The sequence below is a fragment of the Niastella sp. sgz303648 genome (assembly GCF_059587045.1).
Genome location: NZ_JCAPSW010000002.1, coordinates 544,376 through 566,281, shown reverse-complemented (window position 1 = coordinate 566,281; position 21,906 = coordinate 544,376). Strand labels below are relative to the sequence as shown.

The following is a 21,906-nucleotide window of genomic DNA, read 5'->3' as shown; positions in this document are numbered from 1 at the left end:
GTTACACCAATAATAGATTGCCCTACCGGAATAAAATTAAACCCGCCCACTGAATATGTTTTCTTTTAGGAAAAAAACTTTCCCGTTTTACCGTCAGGTTGATCAATTTGATTGTGGCCCATCCTGTTTGAAAATAATTTCAAAATTCTATGGACGAAACTTCAGTCCCGAACAGTTAAGGGATGTTTGCAATATTACAACCAACGGAATTACTATAAAATCGTTGATGAATGGTGCAGAAACTTTAGGGTTTCAAACCGTTCCTGCTTCTATTAACTTTGAAACGCTGGCAAAACAGGCGCCGTTGCCTTGTATAGCATACTGGCGCAACCGGCATTTTCTGGTTGTGTATGATATAAAAGATGATATTGTACATGTTGCAGATCCTTCACATGGTTTGATCAAATATCCGAAACAGGAATTTATTCAGGCATGGCAAAACAATAAAAATGCGAATGACGAAACAGAAGGAGTTGTAATATTACTGGAACCAACGCCTAAATTCTATGAACAGGAAAACACCGACTTCGCAAAAGGCCTTGCAGGAATTTTACCTTATCTTAAAGGATATTCAAAATATTTAGTACAGATCTTTATTGGCTTATTTGTGGGTAGCATAATTCAGTTAATTATGCCATTCTTAACCCAAAAACTGGTTGATAAAGGGATAAATTTAAACAATATAAATTTTGTTTACGTATTACTGTCGGCGCAATTAATGCTTTTTTTTAGTTCTTCATTTATTACTGTGATCAGAGGCTGGTTATTGCTGTATGTAGCATCAAGGATAAACCTCATGATCGCTTCAGATTATCTGGTAAAGCTGCTCAACAAAACTGTTTCGTTTTTCGACACCAAAACTTCAGGTGACATTGTTCAAAGGATCAATGAATCATCAAGACTGGAAAATTTTCTTACCACCGTACCTGAATCTGTATTCTCCTACATCAATGCAATTATATTTCTGGGCGTATTAGCTTACTATAGTCTTACCATCTTTTTAATATTCGCAGCAGGAACGATAGTATATACTCTTTGGGTAAGATCTTTTATGAAAAAAAGGGAGGAACTTGACTTTAAAAGGTTTGACGCATCTTCGGGAATGAATTCGAATCTTATTCAGATAGTAGGTGGTATACAGGAAATTAAAGTAAATGGATCTGAAAGAAAACACATCAGGGCATGGGAAAAAGTCAGGATTCAATATTTTAAAACTGCCATCGATTCACTTAAAGTAACCCAGTTCCAAACGGTTGGGGGTACTGTAATAAATGAAGTTAAGAACATCCTGATAACCTTTACTTCCGCTTTATTGGTAATGAAAGGTCAAATATCAATGGGAAGCATGTTGGCTATTCAATATATTGTAGGCCAGGTTAACGCCCCCCTGCTTACTTTGGTGTATTTTTTCAGAACAATACAGGATGCAAGATTAAGCATGCAGCGATTTAACGACATTGATTATATCACACCGGAGCAGGAGATGCTTAATGACAATAAACTGATGAAATTACCCAAACAGGCATATGATATACATATCAGAAATTTAAACTTCTCTTATGTTAACGATAAAGATTCGCTGGTCTTAAAAAATATTAATCTCACAATTCCGAAGGGGAAAGTAACGGCCATAGTGGGCGATAGCGGAAGCGGTAAAACCACCCTGATGAAACTGCTGTTGAAATTATATCTGCCGCTTTCAGGAGAAGTAATTGTTGGCGATTATAATCTACGTCACATTTCATCTGATAGCTGGCGTACATTAACAGGCATTGTAATGCAGGATGGGTACATTTTTTCGGATACTTTAACACAAAATATTACTGAATCGGCCAGTGAACAGACTGTTGATGTTGAACGATTGCTAAATGCAGCAAAGATGGCGAATATCGAAGAAATGATCAACGCATTTCCGGCCGGGTTTAATACTATCATAGGAGCTCCCGGATCACCCGGCAGGGCATTAAGTGGTGGACAAAAACAAAGAGTATTAATTGCCAGGGCCGTTTATAAAAATCCTGATTTTTTATTTTTTGATGAAGCAACAAGCGCACTGGATGCGAATAACGAAAGATTAATTGTCGAAAATTTACAGGAATTCTATGAGGGCAAAACAGTATTGGTCATTGCTCACCGGCTCAGCACAGTTAGAAATGCCGATCAGATAATAGTGCTTGAAAAAGGCGAAATAAAAGAGATCGGAAATCATGATGAACTGGTACAAAAAAAGGGATACTATCATACACTCATAAAAAATCAGTTAGAAATTGCCAATTAACCAAACTAAAATAAACCAGATTAATACAAGGAGCGATTACTTTCAGGATATCCTTGATAGAATACCTCCGCGTATAATACGTGTGGGTAATTCGGGTATGCTTGTTATATTAATATTATTTTGCCTGGGCCTGCGGTTAATTAAATACCCCGATGTTATCACTTCCGATATAACTATAACTACAGAAACCCCGCCGATTGAGGTTTTTAGCCCTACAAGCGGAAGAATTACACATTTTCTGAAAAAGAATCTGGAAAAAGTAAACAAAGGCGATTGGATAATAGTATTGAACAACAGTGCCAATTTTACGCACGTTACAAAAACGCTGGAAACAATTAAGCAGCTTGATACTGCTGCTTTTTGGGATGTGATCAATAAAATTCAGTTAGATGAAACATTAAATGTAGGTGAAGTGCAGGTTGCGTATTCAAATTTTGTAAAAAGCGTAAACGAACTGAAACTATTCGGAGAATTAAATTCCCATTACAGGCAATTAAGTTTTAACCATCAAAGACAGCAACGCCTTGATTCTTTAATGAAACAATTAAATAACCAGTTGTACATACAGCAAAAAGAACGTGATTTGGCCCAAAGCGACTATGAACGGAATTTAAAACTGCTGAAAGATTCTGTTATTGCCAAAGTTGACCTTGAGCAAAAAGAGATAGCTTACTTAAGCATGCAAAACAAGATCAATGATTTAAATGGCAACCTCATTAATACCCGCATTCAAACAGAACTGATAAATAAAGAAAACGCCATCTTAAAAATAGATAAATCCAATGCATTTTTTACAATAAGGAATGATGTTTTGAAAAACTACAGCGCGTTGCTTTTTGAATTGTCGGTGTGGAAGAATAAATATGTAATTGAGGCTCCAATTAACGGAATACTGAACTTATTTGAAATAAGAAGCGAAGACCAGTTTATTACAGATCAGATGAAGCTTTTTACCATCACTCCTGAAAATACAAAAAATTATTTCGGCTTAATCAAATTACCTGTTGCTAACTCGGGGAAAGTTCGGTCGGGACAAAGTTGTGTTATAAAACTACATAACTATCCTTATACTGAATTTGGCATATTAAAAGGGAATATCCAATCTATCTCTGCGGCAGCCAAAGAAGGTTTTTATAGCGTAAAAGTACAATTACCTGATCAGCTTACTACGAATATTCATAAACAACTGTATTCAAAAAGCGAACTGGTAGGACAGGCAGAGATAGTAATTGAAGACCTGACCTTATTTGAAAGGCTCTTTAATTCACTTGTAAGCAAAAACTATTGATATGAACAATTATTCCGATTATGACAATGCTCATGTAATAGTAATTGATACTATAAAGCAATTACTCTATAATCGACATAACGACATATTTGAAAGACTTGATTTTAATGATGATACTATATATGAAGAACCTTTATTATTCAGATATTTAAGCCAGAATGATGATAAGTGGCTGGATTGCATTATTTACGGATACGAAAAGGAAAAAAAAACATCAATAGAGGTTTTCTCAAATTCACAGGGAGTACTATATATACCGGTTACAGGCTATTTTAAAACCAATCAGCCAAACCAAAAAATCACTTTTGAAACAAACGTGAACAACATAACATTAAAGCTCGGAGAAAAGGTGCTGGATTATACCTACGAACCGCTGTTAATTGTTGATCATGGAATAGAAATAGTAAAATATCAGCATCCGCTACTTGAATCGATTTTCGTTAAGCAGGGAACCCATGAAAGCGACATTATTATTGATAATATCTATAGCCGGCATATAAATTCTGTAAATAAAGCGCTAACATTACTGCAGCAAAACAATCCCGGGCTTTTTAAACTTATTAAAAAAAGCGTAAAAAAAATAATGCTTTTTTGCTCCGAAAAGCAAAATTCATTTGCAACCTTGTCTGCTCAAAATATGATCTTTTTGAATGTGCATGATTGGGACAACGAAATATTTTTTGTTGACCATATTTCTCACGAAGGATCACATGTTATCTTTTTCACTTTAACTTTTCAATCAAAAAAGATATTGTTTAACTGTGACTATAGTACTCCTTTTTCTCAGGTTACAGGCGATGACTGGGAACACAATACCATATACCTGCGATTTCACGGGCTGTTTACCTACATCGGAATAATCAATACCCTCATAAAATGCATGGAAGACTCAAATTTGCCTGCTAACCTGCTTCATGAAACGAAGGGAAGATTTGTTTTTTACATGCAAAAATTTAAACTATCGATCGATGTATTTGATGAATTTAAACCTTTTAAAGAGGAAGGATTAAAATGGTTCAGTTTATTTAAAGATCAATACGATGAATATCTAAAAATATATGAACCAATTAAAGATGTTTACAATATTCAAAACCAACCATACGATTTTAACAGCCAGGTTTTTGCAAAAAACAACACTCAGTTTTTTAAAATATAAACAATCGCCATAAGTGCCAAAAAATATTTATTATTGGCGTCTATTTTAATAAGATGCCGGTTACCAATCCTTTACTTGAGCTGAAGAAATCAGTTGTAAATGTACCTTTCGAGATACATACCATGGAATGGGTACACCAGAACCGCTGGCAGCAAAATGCTGTTCCGCACCGGCACAATTATTTTGTGATCATCTGGGTGAAAAAAGGCACAGGCACGCATTTGATCGATCTCGAAAAATTCGAATTGCAGGACAACACCGTGTATTGCATTACGCCCGGCCAGGTACATCAGCTTACTACCACAGGAGAGGCCGAAGGCTACGTAATTTCTTTTATGGCCGAATTTCTCGGCGCCGCCGAAGAAAACTACGATCTGTTATTCAATACAGGTCTTTTTTATACATTTTCCACCTCACCGGTTATTAAAGTAAACTCAGCAACCAGCGCCGAAATGGAAGATGCGGTGGCAAAAATGGTGAAGGAGTTCAGCAACTTTTTTTTATTACGGGCAGAAATTTTACGCGGCTTTCTGAAAATATTTCTCATTTACCTTACCCGCCAGTACGAAAGACCGCCCGAAACCGAAGCCCATTCAAAAAGCATCGACCTGGTTAAACATTTTTTCGCTATGGTTGAAAAGAATTTTACCACCAAAAAAATGGTAACCGATTATGCCGGTGAACTGGCCGTAACGCCCAATTACCTGAATGAAGTGGTGAAAAAAGTAACCGGTTTTCCGGCCAGTCACCATATTCAGCAACGTATTATACTGGAAGCAAAACGGCAGGCTGTTTATTCGAATGTTACCATGAAAGAAATTGCCTGGCAGTTAGGTTTTGACGACACGGCCCATTTCAGCAAGTTCTTCAAAAATGCAGCCGGCGAAAGTTTTAGCGATTTCAGGGCTAAGAGTGTAAAAGAGTAAAACCATACACCATTATGATCCGTTTATTAATTTGCTTATTTACGATTCTTTTTATTAATATCTCAGTTAATGCACAAGCTATACGCAATCAGCTACCGGTAATGGGTGCTGAAAGCGCCGGCTTTAGTGCTGACTTTTTTACAGATCTTGATAAAGAACTGGCCGATAGCATCCCATGCCTTGGTTCATTCATAGTATGGTCGCATAATGCCATTGTGCACGAAGGTTACTTTCATGAAGCTTCGGCAGCAACTTCATTCAATATTAAATCAATTACCAAAAGTGTGGTGTCGGCATTAGCCGGAATTGCCCATGAAAAAAAATTATTACCCGATTTAAATAAACCGGTGCTTTCTTTTTTTCCTGAATTTAAACAAACCAACCACATCTCATCTGCGGTTTGGTTTTCTAATGAAAAAGTAAGAAATGACAACATAAGGCGCCAGCTTACCCTTAAGCACCTGCTCACCATGCAACCGGGATTTGAATGGAATGATTTCGGACAATTGGTCAATGCTTTTATCAATTCCTCAGATCCGGTAAAATTTACACTTGATCTTGCTTTTGCAGATACACCCGGAACAAAGTTTGTTTATTGTTCTGCAGCTACTTCTGTTTTTTCGGCAGCATTGGCTAAAGCAGTTCGAACCGACCTGAAATTATTTGCAAAAACAAACTTATTCGATCCGGCAGGCATTACATTGCAACGTTGGGACGTTGATCCGGTTGGGCGCTATGTTGGTTGCTCTGAAATGTTTATGACTCCACGTGATTTGTTACGGTTTGGATTAATTTATTTGCATGAAGGAAAGGTTGGCAATAAGCAGGTACTAACGAAAGAATGGGTGAAAGAATCTACTGAACAACATGCTATATTAAACTATTGGGATGTAATACCCAATGCCAATGGCTATGGATATTATTGGTGGAGAAGAAAAACAAACGAACATCAGGCCTATATTGCCAGTGGAGCCGGCGGTCAATTGATTGCTGTAATTCCCGACCTGGATATGGTTGTTGTGGCTACCTGTTTTTTTAATGATAAAAACCGGGGCAGAGAGGAAATCAAACGCCTTCAATTCTATCTTGACAAAGTCACGAATGCGTCAAAGCCTTGAGCAAAGTAGCCGTGCCACGGTTTTGAACCGGCTTACCATGAATTATACATCAGGTTCCCTCATCCATCAATTGCCTTTAAATTAGTTTTTCTGTTATTTTGAATAATGTAAATAGTTATGGAAACGCAAACAAAACAAACAACCTGGGCCATCGATCCTGTTCATACAAAGATCAGGTTCGATGCAAAATACCTGCTGATCACCGCCGTTTCGGGCTGGTTCAGGGAGTTTGAAGGCATTGTGGTGAGTGAACAAAGCGATTTCAGCAATTGTACCATACAACTTACTATATATACCCAATCATTATACACGGGTAACGAAGAGCGCGATAATCATTTACGATCGGCCGACTTCTTCGATGCCAAACAATACCCCACCATACAATTTAACTCAACCAGCGTATCGGTACAAAACAGCGATATCCATATTAAAGGATTATTATCTGTAAAAGATGTGGTGCAGGAATATGCCTTCACCGCCCGGTTCCTGGGCACCTGCTCCGACCCACTCGGCAATACCAAAGCCGGTTTTGAAATGGATGCTGTATTAAACCGAAAAGATTTTCATATCACCTGGAACCAATGGTTCGATACAAATGGATTACTCCTCAGCGACGAAGTAAAAGTGCATTGCGACCTGCAGTTGCTAAAACTGTAATAAGTAGTAAGTTATAAGTTTTAAGTACATAGCGAAGGATTCCTGTCGCCTGTTGGCTTATTGGCTGTTTTTCACTTATTACTTATTACTTATTACTTAAAACTTACTACTTACTACTTACAACTTCCTGCTTACCATAAAATATACAACAGATTCCATTATATCACTATTCTCCGGCACCCGTTTTCGTTGGAAATTTGTGGAGTAAAAATTAATAACAAACAAAAAAACAAATAACAATGTCAACGATTAAATGGACGCTCGATCCTGTACACAGCGAAATTACTTTTAAAGTAAAACACCTGATGATTAGCACAGTTACCGGACAATTCAGGAACTTTAATGTAGTAGCCGAAACCGAAGGCAACGATTTCAGCAAACCCGGTAATATAAATGTTGAAATAGATGTAAATTCAATCGACACCAATAACGAGCAAAGAAATAATCACCTGAAATCGGCTGATTTTTTTGATGCCGCCAAATACAGCCAGGTTCTGTTTAAAAGCACAAAGTATGAAGCCAATGGCGAAGGCGCTAAATTGTATGGCGATCTTACCATTCAGGATCACACGAAAAGTATAGTATTGAATGTTGAACCGGGTGGAATTGTGGTGGATCCCTATGGTCAAACCAAAGCAGGGTTTACCGTAAATGGCAAAATAAGCAGAAAGGAATTTGGCTTAACCTGGGATGCAGTTACTGAAGCAGGAAATATAGTAGTAAGCGACGATATTAAATTTCATGGAGAGATACAATTGGTGAAGCAGGCATAAGTCATTGCAAGCCGTGCCACAATTCGGAACCGTAGCACGGCTGAACAAACAAAACAATTAAAGTTATGGACAATAAAATTTTGGGCATACATCACATCACCGCTATTGCCGGTGAAGCCCAGCGCAACTATGATTTTTATTCGAAAGTGCTTGGTTTGCGACTCGTGAAAAAAACAGTGAATTTCGATGATCCCGGCACTTACCATTTTTATTATGGCAATGAACACGGCACACCGGGCACTATACTTACCTTTTTTCCGTGGACGCATGTAAAACCCGGTCGCGTAGGTACCGGTATGGCCACCAACATCGGTTACTCAGTACCCGAAGGCAGCCTTGATTTCTGGAAAGATCGTTTTACTGAATATGGCGTATCGCATGGAAAAGTGATTGAAGAATTTGGCGAAGCGGTACTTCCTTTCGAAGATCCCGACGGATTGAATTTACAGTTGATCGTTGCGGCTAATAGCGATAACCGGCCGGCCTGGGAAACCGGTGATATTAAATCGAATGTGGCCGCAAAAGGCTTTCACAGCATCGCGCTTATAGAAAGAGATATTCAGCCTACGGCCACCATCCTTACCGATATATTTGGTTATAAACTGTTGAAACAGGAAGGGAACCGGTACCGGTTTGTGACAGACAGCATTGAAAATGCCGGTATTGTTGACCTGGTAGAATCGCCCACTGAAAAACCGGGGCTTGTTGCGGGAGGTACCAATCACCACGTGGCATTCAGGGTAAAAAATGAAGAAGTGCAGCAAACGTTCAGGGAAAAGATATTGAGCCGCGGGTTTAATATAACGCCTAAAATTGACCGCAATTATTTTTACTCGCTTTATTTCCGTGAGCCCGGCGGCGTATTGTTTGAAATAGCCACCGATAACCCGGGATTTTCGATTGATGAAAACGTGAACGAGTTGGGTATGCATTTAAAACTGCCTCAGCAGTATGAACCGGAGCGTTCGACCATAGAAAAAGTGTTACCCAAACTGGTTCAATAATATAACAATAACACATGCATAAAAAACAAATTATACATGCAGGTAAAGACCTGGAAGAAGCGACAAAAGCGCTGATCATGGTACATGGCCGTGGCGGCAGTGCAGAAGATATTCTGGGTCTTTCTGCTTATTTACAGGTCAATGATTTTGCGTTACTGGCGCCACAGGCTACCAATAACACCTGGTACCCGTATTCATTTATGGCGCCGGTAAAAGAAAATGAGCCCTGGCTGGTGTCGGCCCTGGCGCTGTTGAAAGAAGTAGTAGCCGATGTAAAAGCCAAAGGCATTGCCGAAGAAAATATTTATTGGCTGGGCTTTTCGCAGGGAGCGTGTTTAACACTGGAGTATGTTACCCGCAATGCAACAAAGTATGGTGGTGTGGTAGCCTTTACAGGCGGTTTGATCGGCGATAAAATATACAATGAAAATTACAAAGGTGATTTTTCGGCAACACCGGTATTTATCGGTACCAGCGATCCTGATCCGCATGTACCGGTTGAAAGAGTAATTGCCACCGAAGATATATTACTAAAAATGAATGCCGATGTTACAAAGAAGATCTATAAAAACATGGGGCATACCATCAGCCAGGATGAAATTAATCAGGTGAATGAATTTATCTTTGCTTTAAAGCAATAATATATGGATGATGTGACATTAAAGCTCGATGAAAACGGGAAAGGTGGTTTTTATATGCTGGATGGAGAAGAACAATTGGGCGAAATGGCTATCAGCATAGCACACAACCACCTGACCGTTTATCATACCGAAGTGGTGGCCAAAGCCGAAGGAAAAGGTTTGGCTAAAAAATTGCTTGAAACAATGGTAGCATATGCACGCGAAAACGGATTGAAGGTAATCCCCTTATGTCCGTATGTGCTGGCGCAATTCAAACGGCATCCCGAACAATATGCCGATTTATGGCAACCGAATTAATACATTCAACAAAACTACACTACCATGTATTCCTACGATACCATAACCGAAGCTGTTCAGGATCTGAAAAAGCGGGGATATAAATATGACTTCAATATTCGCAATAACCAGCTGATCTGTGAAGGTTCGAACGAACAATTCAAACACGACGATTTTGAAATAAAAGAACTGTACCGCTTTGAAGGACCTTCCGATCCCGCCGATGAGGCGGTGGTATATGGCATTGAAGCGCCCAACGGCCGGTTAGGCATTCTGGTAAGCGGTTACGGCGCCAATATGGATGATGACAATATAGAATTTCTGAAACAGTTGAAAGAGAGGATTAAATCGTGAATGGTGAATGGTCAATGGTGAATGGTCAATGGTGAATATTCACGATTGACCATTCGCGCTCATTAATGACTGGCATCTTTCTCCCTTTTATACTGCCTGAAAAAACTAAAGGCACATATAAGAGTAATTATAATCGCAAAAATATATTGGGATACTCCTGATTGTTCGTGCGTTAATAAGAGTTTGGTAAGTTTAATAGCAGCTAATACAGCACCCGTAATACACATCAAACCAAGAAGCAATTTTTTTTCTTTCATAGCGATTCTTTTCAATAAAAATTTAAAGTAAGAATTATTATTGAAAAAATCGCATGAAAACAAATGCACATATGTTCTGTGGGTTTTCTGCTTCACGAAGCCGCCCATTGCAGCCGGTGCAATAAGCCCGCTTTTTCAAAGGCGCTTTCTATTTCGGGGATGGATTCTGTAAAATGTTCCCATCCTTCAAAATGCAAAGGCACAATCTGCGCATTGCTGAAATATTGCGCTGCTTTTACACCCTCCTCAACCGTCATGGTTAAATGATCAGGACCTACTGCATTTACAACAGCCGCGCCTAAAAACAGCACAACAGTGCCAATATCGAAACGGCGGCCAACGGCTTCTACCCCTTCATACCAAACAGTGTCGCCGGTAATGTATACAGCCCCGGTATTTTCATTTTTCCATTGTAAAACAAATCCGGTAACCGGCCCACGGTCTCCATTAACCGGCCCATGCCGGCAGGGCGTACCGGTTATTGTTAATATACGTCCGTCTTTTGCCGCTATCTCAATAGTTTGCCAGTTTGCCAATCCTACCGCATTACCTCCTAACCGTTCAGCGCCTGCAATGGTGGTATATACCGTATCTGCCTTTGCCAGTAAATGCCTGCCTTCATTATCGAGGTTATCGAAGTGATGATCGTGACTGAGTAATACAAAGTCGATATTTCCAATATGACCGGTATCGATAGTTGGATCTGCTAACTTACGCAGCGTATATATGTTTGTTTTGTATTCAGATCCTTTGGCATCAAAAGTAGGATCGGTTAAAAAACGCAAACCACCCACTTCAAACAATGCGGTAGGCCCGCCAATGTATTTTATTTTAATTTCGGTTGATAACATATCGGACTTATTACTTACTACTTACAACGTACTACTTACCTGCTGCTTCCTTTATTACTATTGAAGATCCGTTCCGCACTTCTTCACTCGCCTGTTTTACAATATTATCGCCGGTTGAAAGATCACCGTACACCTCCAATTTACCATCGGTTTCACGTCCTTTTTTTACATCTACCCATTCTGCCTTGCCATTCACCACCCTTACCACAAAAACTCTTTCCTGCGAACTTACCACGGCGGTTTTGGGAACAATCCAGGTGCTGTCTTTCGTTGATAAAGGAATCTGCACATTGGCTACCATGCCCGGTAACAATTTTTTGTTCTCATTCGTAACATCCATTTCTATCCGTTGCGAACGAAGACGGTTATCCAGCGCACCGGCCAGCCTTTTTACCTGTGCGGTAAATGGTTGGTTCGGAAATGCATTCACATTAAAATTCACCTTATCCTGCTGATTCAGATAACCGGTATATGCTTCGGGAACAAAAATTACCAAACGCAGTTTCTTTTGTTCCTGCAAAGTGAACAACGGAAATTCTGAGCCCTTGCCCGAAGGTCCTACATACGCGCCGGGATTGGCATTACGCGTGGTGATAACGCCATTGAACGGAGCCCTTATTTCAAGGTAATTTTTTCTGTCGATGATTTCGTTGTAAGTAGCCTTTGCCGCATCCCATTGCGCATAATCAGAATTCTTTTTAGCCAGCGCCTGGTCAAGATCGTTTTGCGAAATGGTACCGGGCGTTTTGCTGGTTTCGAGCAGGCGGTCGTAATTCGATTTGCTTGCTACATAGATGGCCTCTGCAGATTTCAATCTCGACTGTGCTGCCGTAACCTGCGAGTTCAGCTCGGGCGCTTCCATGAAGGCCAGTAATTGCCCGGCTTTTACTTCAGAGCCAACATCAACATATAATTTTTTTACAAAGCTGTTCTCCTTGGCATACAAATCAACCTGCTGAAATGCGATCAGTTCGCCGGGGATCTGCAATGAAGACGACAACCTGCCTTTTTGCAGGGAAACCACTTCTGTTGCTGTTACAACCGAAGCAGCTATTTTATTACCGGTAGTTTCGCCATTTGATGAACTGCAGCTTTGCAAAATAACAGCAAGCGCTGCCCCGGCTATCATAAGCCGGCTGTTTACAATGCCGCTCATTGTTTTATGAATTAAATTTCTCAATTGCATATAGGCTGTTTTCTGTGATTCGATACAAAATTAATTATTGCTTAGTTTTTCATGCCGGGGTTTTGCTTTTCCCATGCAACGGCTTCCGCATCCCGGTTACCATTTGCCGATTGACTTTGTACGGTTGCCGGTTCCTGATAAAATTTACTTTCCTTATCCTCGGGGTCGAGCGAAACCGACTGGGTAGATGCTTTGCCTTGCATCCAGGTAAATACCATCGGCAAAATAAACAGGGCCGCAAAGGTAGAAGCGATCAATCCGCCGATCACTGCACGGCCTAACGGCGATGCCTGATCTCCCCCTTCGCCTAAACCCGAAGCCATGGGTATCATACCGGCCACCATGGCAATGGTGGTCATCAATATCGGCCGTAACCGCAAAGCTGCGGCTTCCTTTGCCGACTCGCGGGCATTGCCATTATGCATGCGCAGGTGCTCGGCATTGGTAATAAGTAAAACCGAGTTGGCGATCGATACCCCAACCGACATGATAATACCCATATACGATTGCAGGTTAAGCGTTGAACCGGTTAACAGTAACATAACCAGCGAGCCCAATACCACTGCCGGTATGGTAGCCAGTATCACCGTCGATACTTTAAACGACTGAAAATTGGCAGCCAGCATTAAAAAGATCACTACAATGGCAACCACTAATCCGCCCTGTAAACTATCAAGCGTATCAGTCAATACTTCACTCAATCCTTTCGACTCGATGCTTAAGCCGCGCGGTAATTCGCCGATCGACTGAAGCGCTTTTTGTATATCGCGGGTGGCTGTACCCAGATCGGTTTTATGTAAATTGGCTGTAACCGTAAGCATGGGCAGCGCTCCCACATTGTCGTTTTCGCCATAGGTAATATCGGGTTGTATGGTGGCCACATCACTTAATACGGGGCGCGGTGAATTGCTCAATACCGGTATTTCGCCAATATTACCAACGCTCGTCATTTTGTTTTCGGGCACCACCACCTGTACGCTGTACGCGAGGTTCGATTTTTCATCAACCCAGATATTTTTTTCGGTGTAGCGCGATGATGAAGTAGAAGTAATGAGCGAACGCGATATATCTGAAACATCAACACCCAGCTGTGCCGCTCTTGTTCTGTCGATATTGATATTGATCGCAGGATATTTGGTCGACTGCCCCAGTTGCACATCACGCAGATAAGGAATTTGTTTCAGCTTGTCTATTACCTTTCCGGCAAATTCTTCATTCAGTTTTTTGTTTCTGCCCGATACCCGTATTTCAATAGGCGTAGGCGAACCCTGACTTAAAATTTTATCTGTTAACTGAATGGGCTCAAACGACAGCTTCACATCGGGCATAATGGTTTTGATCTTCTGCCTGATCTTTTCTTTCAGATCGTCGATATCTGTTTTATAATCTTCGGCCAGCTGTACCTGTAAAATAGCTTCCTGCGGGCCGCTCATGAACAGGTAAATGGGGCTGGTGCTAAACAAACCCGGGTGCTGACCAATAAAAGCCGAAGTAACAGCAATATTCTTTTTACCCACCAGTTCATCGAGGGCATCGAGCGTTTTGATCATCATGCCTTCGGTGCGCTCGATACGGGTGCCCTCGGGTGCGCGTAACCGTACCTGAAACTGTCCTGAATTGGTGCGTGGCAATACATCGCGACCGATATTCGATAACAATAAAACAGCAGCGCCGCTCACCAATACTATATAAGCTATCACCAACGGTTTGCGATAAGGCATTATTCTGTCTAAAAACCGCAGGAACCTTGCACGCAGTTTTTCAAAACCGGTTTTATTATTATCGGGGTTCTGCAGCAGCATTTTCTTTTGGTCCCAGGTATCCTGACCGGGGCCGGTTGCAACGCCGGCAGTATTTACCCCCTCATTTTTTTTGTGATGCGCTTTCATGATCCAGTTGGCCAATATTGGCACAAATGTTTGCGCCAGCAGGTATGAAATGATCATTGAAAAAGCGATGGCCAGCGCCAGGGGCAAAAACAGGGAGCCCGGTATACCCTTCATGGTAAAGGCAGGCGCAAAAACCGCCAGTATACAAAGCAGAATAAGCAATTTGGGAAAAGCTATTTCCTTACACGCGTCCCATATGGCCATGGCTTTGGATTTGCCCATGGCAAAATGCTGGTGTATATTTTCAATGGTTACCGTACTTTCATCGACCAGTATACCAATGGCGAGCGACAAACCGCTTAACGTCATGATGTTGATGGTTTGATGAAACAACGATAAAAACAATACACCTGAAATAATTGATGTGGGAATGGTGAGTATTACAATCAGCGCGCCTCTAGGATCACGTAAAAACAACAACACCATTAACCCGGTAAGAATAGCGCCAATAACGCCTTCGCTTATTAAACTTTTAACGGAATTGATAACATATACGCTTTGATCAAATTCATACGACAGCTTTACATCATCGGGCAACTGGGCCTGAAAACGCGGCAATGCTTTTTTCAGGTTCTGCACCACTTCCCAGGTACTGGCGTCGGCGCTTTTGGTGATAGGCATGTAAACCGATCTTTTTCCATTTACCAATGCATAGCTGCTGGTAATATCGGCGCCATCTTCTACCGTAGCCACATCACGCAGATACAGGTTTTGCACCCCGCCTTTGAACAACGGTATATTTTCAAAATCTTTTATTGTTTTTATAGTGGTGTTGGTAGGCGTAATATAATTTTTGTCGTCGATGCGCACATTACCCGATGGCGAGGTTTGATTGTTTATACGAATAGCCTGTACCAGCTGATCGGGTGTAAGGTTATGCGCACGCATTAATTCGGGATCGGCTTTTATAACTACGGTACGTACGTTACCGCCAAAGGGAGCAGGCGACACCAGACCGGGAATAGCTGTAAATGACGACCGCACATACACGTTGGCCAGGTCGAGCAGTTCGTTGTTTGAGCGCGTGGGGCTGGTCAATACCAGCTGTCCAACCGGTAATGTACTGGCATCGAACCGCATGATGAACGGCGGTTGCGAACCCGGTGGAAAGATGGCCTGTGCCCTGTTACAATAAGCGCTTACTTCTGCAGCAGCCTGCGCCATATTGGTGCCTGGATAAAAGCTAAGCTTCATTAACGTTAGTCCCTGTATATTTTTTGTTTCAATGCTTTTTACGCCGGATACATATAATAACAGGTTCACGTATGCTTTGCCAAAGAACGCCTCCATTTGAGTGGGGGTATAACCACCAAACGGGTGTGAGATATAAATAACCGGCAGATCGAGCGAAGGGAAAATATCTATTTTGATATTACGCACGGCATTTACACCAAAAAAGAACAATCCCGCTACCAGTACCAGTATCGTTATCGGTTTTCGTAAAGCTAATCTGATAAGATTCATAAAATAAACTATTTAAATGCTGAACGCTAAACGCAAAACGCTGAACGCAAAACGCCGAATGCGTAACACGGAACGCTCAACGCGTAACGCAAAACGCTGAAAACATTGCCTATTGCCTGTTGCCCATTGCCTATTGACCATTGCCCATTGACCATTGACCTACTTCACCTGCTTCACAAACAAATCAAAATCACCCGAGGCAGCGGCTTTCAGCAACAGGGCCTGCCATACATTGATATAAGCTACGCTTCTGTCGGTTTCGGCCCTGTTCAATGCATACAGCGCCTGCTGCAGGTCTACTATATTGGTCAATCCGTTTTTATACAATACACTTTTTTGCACCCAGGCATCGGCGGCCGCTTTGTATTGTTGCGGTACCTCGTGCACACTTTGCAGACTGTTGTCGATACGCTGATCGGCCAATATTAGCTGGTCCTGCAGCTGTGTGGTTACCTGATCATATTCATTTCGTAATCCTTCGGTCACCAGTTGCTGTGCCTTTACCTGTTGTTTAATTTTAGCAATGCTCATGATGTTCCAGGCAATGGTCACACCTGCCAGGTAATTGCTGCGGGTGGGTTTAGCACCATCTAAATAACTTCCTGAATATTTACCATCTGTAACGGGTGAGTAATTATAGTCAAAACCCGAACCGCGGGTTTGAAATATGCCGAACAAATTCACTCCGGGTAAAATGCTTTTCTTAAGATAAGCCGTAGCCACATCACTTTGATTGATGCGTGTTTGATAAAATTTCACCTGCGGATTTTGGGCAACCGCAACAGTGGTATTTACCTGCGACGGAATGTTGTTGAAGAAAGTAGTGTCTAAACTAAATGCCACCGGCGTTACATTCAGTAACTGCGCCAGCTGGTTGCGTATTTGCAATTCGGCATTGCGGGCATCGATCAATGACAGTCTTGCACGACTTACTTCGGCATTGGCGATAGAAGAATCAACCCCTGCATTTAAACCGCTACGGGTACGTGCAGCTACTACCTGTTGTACCGACATGGCCCTGTCGAGATTGGCCTGTGCATTCTGCACCAGTTTTTGGGCTGTAAGCAGGGTGAGGTAAGCGCCGGAAATTTTTACACTGTGCACAAACTGTTCCTGTAACAGATCGGCTGAATCTTTTTGCACCTGCGCATTGGCCAGCGTAATTTTTGAATGCAGACGCCCGAAAGTGAAAAACTCCCAGTTGGTATTCACTACATACAATGAGCCGAATGCGGCATTCCAGTTCTGCGAACTGCTTACGGGTCCCGACGAGGCAACGCCCAGGCCGCCAAAACCGCTAACCGGTCCGTACTGGCCGTTGATGGTGCCATAATCCTGTTGTACCGATGCAATTACATTAGGCAAATATTCATTACGGGTATTTTGAACAAGCGCCGTAGAAGCACCGAGGTAATTGCGTTTTGCCTGAATACTCTGGTATTTATTAAGCCCTGTACTAATAGCTTCTGAAAGCAGCAGGGGGCGCGGTTCCTGGGCTATGGCCGGCGCCTGGCACATAAACAATATCAATACTATGATAGTGATAATGGGTGTCGCCGATCTGTAACTTGTGGTTCTGTAAGTAACAGCTGTTGATTCTTTTTCCTTTTCGAATAAGAGCATGGTCACCTTGTTAATTGAGCGTTAACAATGAAGCAGTCCTTCCTTTTCAGATGGTTCGTGCTTATCTTTTTAATCTTATTTTAATGGCAGCATTTCGTTTGCAGAAATAATCATGTAGCCTGATTCCTGTTGAGCTGGTCCTTATCGCTCAGGCTTTACCTTGATGCATATGTTCACGTTAGAGATGTAAAGTTGCGGGGCTATACCGAATATTCCCTTGTACAATTTTGGGTTTATTCTGTACAATTACAAGTACCGTCGTTAATGCTTTGCAAATCCCCCAATAAAATAGCGTGAATCTGTTCCTCAATGCTTCACAGCAAAGGTAGGTTGCTTCATAACTACGGCATTATAAAATTCAAACAAACATTTATAAAAAACAAAGATTGGCGCCGCCTTTTTGTTTTAATTGATTTTTAATTGCTAAACTTTTGCCATGATGATCAACTACCCATTTTGTTTGTACAATTGCAGGTTTATTCAGTATTTTTACAGGCATGAATACCGAGAACCTGCATCAGCCTTTTGAAATAGTGTATAAAGAAACAGACGAATGCCTTAAACCAACTCACAAACATAACTTCTTTGAGCTGGTATATATTATTGATGGTACCGGTACGCACTGCATCAACAAAAACAAGTTCGAATACAAAAAGGAGAATCTGTTTTTACTCACGCCGCAGGACTTTCATAAACTCACAGTTAAAACCACTACCAAATTTTTCGTTATCCGGTTCAACGATATTTATTTCAGATCGCAAAATGAACAACACGGACAAAACGAATGGATAAAAAAACTGGAGTTTATATTTCATAATACCACGCATTCGCCCGGTTGTATTTTAAAAGGCATGAGCGACCGGGTGCTGGTAAAAGCGTTGATAGAAGGAATTATAAAAGAGCACATCAATAAAGAACCTTATCACCAGGAGATCGTACACCAGATCATTAGCACCCTTATTTCTATTGTAGCCCGCAACATTTACATCAATCTCCCCAACAGCATTCAGGTTGATGCCAATAACGATGAAACTACGTTGAAAATCATTCATTATGTGCAGGCCAATATATATAAACCCGAGCTGTTAAAAGCCGAACAAATTGCAACCACTTTTCAGATATCTGTAAACTATCTTAGCGAATATTTTAAAAAGCATACCGGAGAATCATTGCAGCAATACATTACCAGCCACAAACTAAAGCTGGTTGAAACAAGATTACTGCACAGCGATATGCGCATTAACGAAATTGCCTTTGAATTAAACTTCACCGACGAAAGCCATTTAAACCGCATCTTTAAAAAATACAAAGGCATTAGCCCCACTGGTTATCGTAAGCAGGTTATATACAATCGCAAATCGATAGCTGCCGCAACTGCCTGAGTAATACGGTTGCCGGTTGCCAGTTGCCGGTTACCGGGAAACCCGGAAACCGGTAACAGGTAACAATTAGCTTAACCCATAAATATTTATAAGCGAATCATTACCATGGATAGTGCTCTTAAGGCTCGTATAGCTACTGCTGTTTTCTTTTTTGTTTCAGGATTTGGATTTTCATCATGGGCCTCGCGCATTCCTACCATTCAGCAAAATCTTCATTTAAACGAAGCACAACTGGGCGCCGTATTATTTGCTATGCCGGCCGGCATGATGTGCACCTTACCGGTTACCGGTTCTTTATTAAGACGCTTCAGCAGCCGCTATATTATGATGACGGGGGCCGTACTGTTTAATATCATGTTGTGTATGGTTGGTTTTGTTGAACACACCTGGCAACTGGTAGTGTTATTATTCTTCTTCGGATCATCGCGTAACCTGTTCAACATTTCGGCCAATGCACAGTCGATCGGTGTACAGGCTTTGTACAACCGTTCGATCATTGCCACATTTCATGGTATATGGAGCGTAGCAGGTTTTTTGGCAGCGGGCGTGGGTTTGGTGGCCGTGTCACTGAGCATTGCACCTTCGTGGCACTTTCTGGCAGCGGCTATTTTTTTGACCACCCTTTGCGCATTGTTCTTCAAAAATACTGTACACCAACGTCCAAAACCACACGAACGCGTACAAAAAAAAGCATTTCGTTTGCCCGACAAAGCTTTGCTGAAATTGGGTTTCATTTGTTTTGCCTCGATGGCCTGCGAAGGCACTATGTACGACTGGAGCGCCATTTACCTGAAAAAAGCGGTACATGCATCGAAAGAAATGGCTACTGCCGGTTTTGTCGTGTACATGGTTTCTATGACGTTGGGCCGGTTTACCGGCGACAGGCTGGCCAATAGCATCGGCATTAAAGCCATGCTCAAATACAGCGGCCTGTTTATATGCATCGGTTTATTATTAGCTTCCCTTCTGCCCTATACTATTACCGCCGGTTTGGGTTTTATGATGACTGGCTTTGGTGTATCGTGTGTGGTGCCAATGGTGTTCAGCATGGCAGGCAAAGTAAAACATATGAGTGGCGGCCCCGCCATTGCCGGTGTATCTACCATCGGTTATTTTGGTTTTCTGATTGTGCCCCCGATGGTTGGCTTTATAGCAGAACAATTTAACCTGCGCTGGTCATTTGCCATCATCGCTTTGTTTGGTGCATTGATAACGTGGCTGGTTAAAGCCCAGGATACACGCGACAAGGAACAAGAGGAGCTAAAGCAATGAGCAACAGACGATGCATCATGACCCAATTCCTTATCCGTATCACCTGAATTCCTTATTGCTCTCTTCAATAATGGTCATATAGAAATTAATACTCCGCTGCAAATCGCGCAGCGGCAATCTTTCATCGATGCCATGAATTCCCTTACCGTCGGTCATGGGTAAAAAATTCACTACACCGTTTGATATTTTCCGGTAATGCCTTGAATCGGTAGCTCCTATATTTAAATAAGGAGTAGGTATAACATTGGGAATGATCTTACAAACAGCACTTTCAACTCTTTTAAAAGCAGCCGATGAGGTACTGGTAATTGACGAAGGTTCTGAACCCAATTTGCTGATCTTTTTAATTTTTACTCTGTTGTCGTGAATCGCATTGCGAATAAAATCGGCTACCGTTTGACTTGTTTCACCGGGAAGAATCCTGGTGTTTATTATTGCTTTTGCATTTGTTGGTATTACATTCTCTTTAACACCGCTTTCGATAATAACGGGAACAATGGTTGTATGTATCATAGCGCTGCCTTCGGATTGTAAAGAGAGCACTCTTTTTGAAACCCCTTCAAACAACCACATATTGGCGCCTGCGAGCCGGTGAAAGAAATTATTGGAAGAAGAACTGATACGGCCTAAAAATTCCCTTACCGGTGGCGTAATGGTTGCAGGCGGCGTATGGCTTCTTAAGTTGCATAATGCAACAGCAAGTATATCTATTGCAGTTTCTTTATCCGGCATCGAAGAATGGCTTCCTTCTTTTTGTACAGATAGCTCAAAGGAAGCATATCCTTTTTCAGCCACTCCTATAGCCGCAATCGGACGATTAATTTCTTTTGCTTTTTGTTCGGTAATTGCTCCACCTTCATCAAGCACCATTTCGGCATGTACATTTTTTTGCTGCAGGTATTGTACTACATCCATAGCATTGCGGCCGCGTATCTCTTCATCATGTCCAAAACAAAGATAAATAGTACGGTCAGGTACAAACCCCTTCCGCAACATAGCTTCTGCTGCTTCGAGTATCGAAATCACACCACACTTATCATCGAGCGAACCACGCCCCCAGATACAGCTATCCTTAACAGCTCCACTGAATGGCGGTTGCTTCCACTGACTTACGGCACCGGCTTCTACTGGCACTACATCATAATGCCCCATGAGAATAACCGGCGGCTTTTCAGCATGTTGTCCTTTCCATTCAAAAACATATGAAAACTGATTAATGACTGTTTTGGTAAGATGCCGGTGAACCAGCGGATAAGATTGTTCAATAAAAAAACCAAATTTTGCAAATGCGGCGGTATCTACAGGAGCTGTTTCACTTATAGAAATGGTTGGTAACTGAACTGCCCGGCTCATATGTTGTATGGCCGAATCGGGCAAAGGTTGTAGCGTTGTGTTTGTGTTTTTTACCGGCCAGGGCTTTGCTCGAAAAGTATTAACTAGCAGAATAACAATTAACAGGAATGCAGCCAGGCTAAACCAAATGACTATTTTTTTGATCATGAAAGGACAGT

The 21,906-nt window shown here is 41.6% G+C and carries 19 protein-coding genes; 13 read left to right on the top strand and 6 right to left on the bottom strand.

Going from position 1 to position 21,906, the window contains the following annotated elements:
* Positions 1-55 precede the first annotated feature (55 nt).
* The 11 genes from AC59IL_RS06805 to AC59IL_RS06755 all read left to right on the top strand — a co-directional run bounded on the left by AC59IL_RS06805 (position 56) and on the right by AC59IL_RS06755 (position 10,471).
* Positions 56-2,278, top strand: a complete 2,223-nt coding sequence (locus AC59IL_RS06805; protein ID WP_496551350.1) for a peptidase domain-containing ABC transporter — start codon at positions 56-58, stop codon at positions 2,276-2,278.
* On the top strand, positions 2,268-3,566 hold the full coding sequence (locus AC59IL_RS06800; protein WP_496551349.1) for an HlyD family secretion protein: 1,299 nt from the start codon (positions 2,268-2,270) through the stop codon (positions 3,564-3,566). The genes AC59IL_RS06805 and AC59IL_RS06800 overlap by 11 nt, the downstream gene beginning before the upstream one ends.
* 1 nt (position 3,567) lies before the next feature.
* A complete protein-coding gene (locus tag AC59IL_RS06795; protein WP_496551348.1) occupies positions 3,568-4,722 on the top strand; it encodes a hypothetical protein in 1,155 nt (384 codons plus the stop codon).
* A gap of 53 nt (positions 4,723-4,775) precedes the next feature.
* Complete coding sequence (locus AC59IL_RS06790; protein WP_496551347.1) at positions 4,776-5,648, top strand: AraC family transcriptional regulator; 873 nt, start codon at positions 4,776-4,778, stop codon at positions 5,646-5,648.
* A gap of 14 nt (positions 5,649-5,662) precedes the next feature.
* Complete coding sequence (locus AC59IL_RS06785; RefSeq protein ID WP_496551346.1) at positions 5,663-6,766, top strand: serine hydrolase domain-containing protein; 1,104 nt, start codon at positions 5,663-5,665, stop codon at positions 6,764-6,766.
* Positions 6,767-6,883: 117 nt separating this feature from the next.
* Positions 6,884-7,423 (top strand): YceI family protein, encoded by a 540-nt coding sequence (locus tag AC59IL_RS06780; RefSeq protein ID WP_496551345.1) that lies wholly within the window; start codon positions 6,884-6,886, stop codon positions 7,421-7,423.
* Between the two features lie 239 nt (positions 7,424-7,662).
* The gene (locus AC59IL_RS06775) at positions 7,663-8,196 is read left to right on the top strand and encodes a YceI family protein (RefSeq protein ID WP_496551344.1); all 534 of its coding nucleotides are present in this window, start codon (positions 7,663-7,665) and stop codon (positions 8,194-8,196) included.
* Between the two features lie 65 nt (positions 8,197-8,261).
* Positions 8,262-9,200 carry a ring-cleaving dioxygenase gene (locus tag AC59IL_RS06770; RefSeq protein WP_496551343.1) on the top strand — a complete coding sequence of 313 codons (939 nt, stop codon included), beginning with the start codon at positions 8,262-8,264 and terminating at the stop codon, positions 9,198-9,200.
* A gap of 14 nt (positions 9,201-9,214) precedes the next feature.
* Positions 9,215-9,841, top strand: a complete 627-nt coding sequence (locus AC59IL_RS06765) for an alpha/beta hydrolase (RefSeq protein ID WP_496551342.1) — start codon at positions 9,215-9,217, stop codon at positions 9,839-9,841.
* A 3-nt stretch (positions 9,842-9,844) separates the two neighbouring features.
* Positions 9,845-10,138 (top strand): GNAT family N-acetyltransferase, encoded by a 294-nt coding sequence (locus AC59IL_RS06760; RefSeq protein ID WP_496551341.1) that lies wholly within the window; start codon positions 9,845-9,847, stop codon positions 10,136-10,138.
* Between the two features lie 24 nt (positions 10,139-10,162).
* Positions 10,163-10,471, top strand: coding sequence for a phosphoribosylpyrophosphate synthetase (locus tag AC59IL_RS06755; protein WP_496551340.1), 309 nt, complete (start codon positions 10,163-10,165; stop codon positions 10,469-10,471).
* A 62-nt stretch (positions 10,472-10,533) separates the two neighbouring features.
* On the opposite strand, the gene AC59IL_RS06750 is transcribed toward AC59IL_RS06755, so the two are convergent.
* The 5 genes from AC59IL_RS06750 to AC59IL_RS06730 form a co-directional block, all read right to left on the bottom strand.
* Positions 10,534-10,728, bottom strand: coding sequence for a hypothetical protein (locus AC59IL_RS06750; RefSeq protein ID WP_496551339.1), 195 nt, complete (start codon positions 10,726-10,728; stop codon positions 10,534-10,536).
* A gap of 92 nt (positions 10,729-10,820) precedes the next feature.
* The gene (locus AC59IL_RS06745; protein WP_496551338.1) at positions 10,821-11,579 is read right to left on the bottom strand and encodes an MBL fold metallo-hydrolase; all 759 of its coding nucleotides are present in this window, start codon (positions 11,577-11,579) and stop codon (positions 10,821-10,823) included.
* A 31-nt stretch (positions 11,580-11,610) separates the two neighbouring features.
* A complete protein-coding gene (locus AC59IL_RS06740; protein ID WP_496551337.1) occupies positions 11,611-12,765 on the bottom strand; it encodes an efflux RND transporter periplasmic adaptor subunit in 1,155 nt (384 codons plus the stop codon).
* Between the two features lie 41 nt (positions 12,766-12,806).
* Positions 12,807-16,118 (bottom strand): efflux RND transporter permease subunit, encoded by a 3,312-nt coding sequence (locus AC59IL_RS06735; protein WP_496551336.1) that lies wholly within the window; start codon positions 16,116-16,118, stop codon positions 12,807-12,809.
* A gap of 159 nt (positions 16,119-16,277) precedes the next feature.
* On the bottom strand, positions 16,278-17,741 hold the full coding sequence (locus AC59IL_RS06730; protein WP_496551335.1) for a TolC family protein: 1,464 nt from the start codon (positions 17,739-17,741) through the stop codon (positions 16,278-16,280).
* 497 nt (positions 17,742-18,238) lie between these two features.
* Between AC59IL_RS06730 and AC59IL_RS06725 the strand changes: the two genes are divergently transcribed.
* A complete protein-coding gene (locus tag AC59IL_RS06725; RefSeq protein ID WP_496551334.1) occupies positions 18,239-19,123 on the top strand; it encodes a helix-turn-helix domain-containing protein in 885 nt (294 codons plus the stop codon).
* A gap of 105 nt (positions 19,124-19,228) precedes the next feature.
* Complete coding sequence (locus AC59IL_RS06720) at positions 19,229-20,395, top strand: MFS transporter (RefSeq protein ID WP_496551333.1); 1,167 nt, start codon at positions 19,229-19,231, stop codon at positions 20,393-20,395.
* A 39-nt stretch (positions 20,396-20,434) separates the two neighbouring features.
* Here AC59IL_RS06720 and AC59IL_RS06715 read toward each other — a convergent pair whose 3' ends face one another.
* Positions 20,435-21,895, bottom strand: a complete 1,461-nt coding sequence (locus AC59IL_RS06715) for a M20/M25/M40 family metallo-hydrolase (protein ID WP_496551332.1) — start codon at positions 21,893-21,895, stop codon at positions 20,435-20,437.
* Between the last annotated feature and the right edge of the window lie 11 nt (positions 21,896-21,906).

What these genes read in the sequence shown, in the direction of transcription:
- AC59IL_RS06805 (WP_496551350.1), top strand. Translation starts at nt 56, where the DNA reads ATGTTTTCTTTTAGGAAAAAAACTTTCCCGTTTTACCGTCAGGTTGAT.
- AC59IL_RS06795 (WP_496551348.1), top strand. Translation starts at nt 3,568, where the DNA reads ATGAACAATTATTCCGATTATGACAATGCTCATGTAATAGTAATTGAT.
- AC59IL_RS06790 (WP_496551347.1), top strand. Translation starts at nt 4,776, where the DNA reads ATGCCGGTTACCAATCCTTTACTTGAGCTGAAGAAATCAGTTGTAAAT.
- AC59IL_RS06785 (WP_496551346.1), top strand. Translation starts at nt 5,663, where the DNA reads ATGATCCGTTTATTAATTTGCTTATTTACGATTCTTTTTATTAATATC.
- AC59IL_RS06780 (WP_496551345.1), top strand. Translation starts at nt 6,884, where the DNA reads ATGGAAACGCAAACAAAACAAACAACCTGGGCCATCGATCCTGTTCAT.
- AC59IL_RS06775 (WP_496551344.1), top strand. Translation starts at nt 7,663, where the DNA reads ATGTCAACGATTAAATGGACGCTCGATCCTGTACACAGCGAAATTACT.
- AC59IL_RS06770 (WP_496551343.1), top strand. Translation starts at nt 8,262, where the DNA reads ATGGACAATAAAATTTTGGGCATACATCACATCACCGCTATTGCCGGT.
- AC59IL_RS06765 (WP_496551342.1), top strand. Translation starts at nt 9,215, where the DNA reads ATGCATAAAAAACAAATTATACATGCAGGTAAAGACCTGGAAGAAGCG.
- AC59IL_RS06760 (WP_496551341.1), top strand. Translation starts at nt 9,845, where the DNA reads ATGGATGATGTGACATTAAAGCTCGATGAAAACGGGAAAGGTGGTTTT.
- AC59IL_RS06755 (WP_496551340.1), top strand. Translation starts at nt 10,163, where the DNA reads ATGTATTCCTACGATACCATAACCGAAGCTGTTCAGGATCTGAAAAAG.
- AC59IL_RS06750 (WP_496551339.1), bottom strand. Translation starts at nt 10,728, where the DNA reads ATGAAAGAAAAAAAATTGCTTCTTGGTTTGATGTGTATTACGGGTGCT.
- AC59IL_RS06745 (WP_496551338.1), bottom strand. Translation starts at nt 11,579, where the DNA reads ATGTTATCAACCGAAATTAAAATAAAATACATTGGCGGGCCTACCGCA.
- AC59IL_RS06740 (WP_496551337.1), bottom strand. Translation starts at nt 12,765, where the DNA reads ATGCAATTGAGAAATTTAATTCATAAAACAATGAGCGGCATTGTAAAC.
- AC59IL_RS06735 (WP_496551336.1), bottom strand. Translation starts at nt 16,118, where the DNA reads ATGAATCTTATCAGATTAGCTTTACGAAAACCGATAACGATACTGGTA.
- AC59IL_RS06730 (WP_496551335.1), bottom strand. Translation starts at nt 17,741, where the DNA reads ATGCTCTTATTCGAAAAGGAAAAAGAATCAACAGCTGTTACTTACAGA.
- AC59IL_RS06725 (WP_496551334.1), top strand. Translation starts at nt 18,239, where the DNA reads ATGAATACCGAGAACCTGCATCAGCCTTTTGAAATAGTGTATAAAGAA.
- AC59IL_RS06720 (WP_496551333.1), top strand. Translation starts at nt 19,229, where the DNA reads ATGGATAGTGCTCTTAAGGCTCGTATAGCTACTGCTGTTTTCTTTTTT.
- AC59IL_RS06715 (WP_496551332.1), bottom strand. Translation starts at nt 21,895, where the DNA reads ATGATCAAAAAAATAGTCATTTGGTTTAGCCTGGCTGCATTCCTGTTA.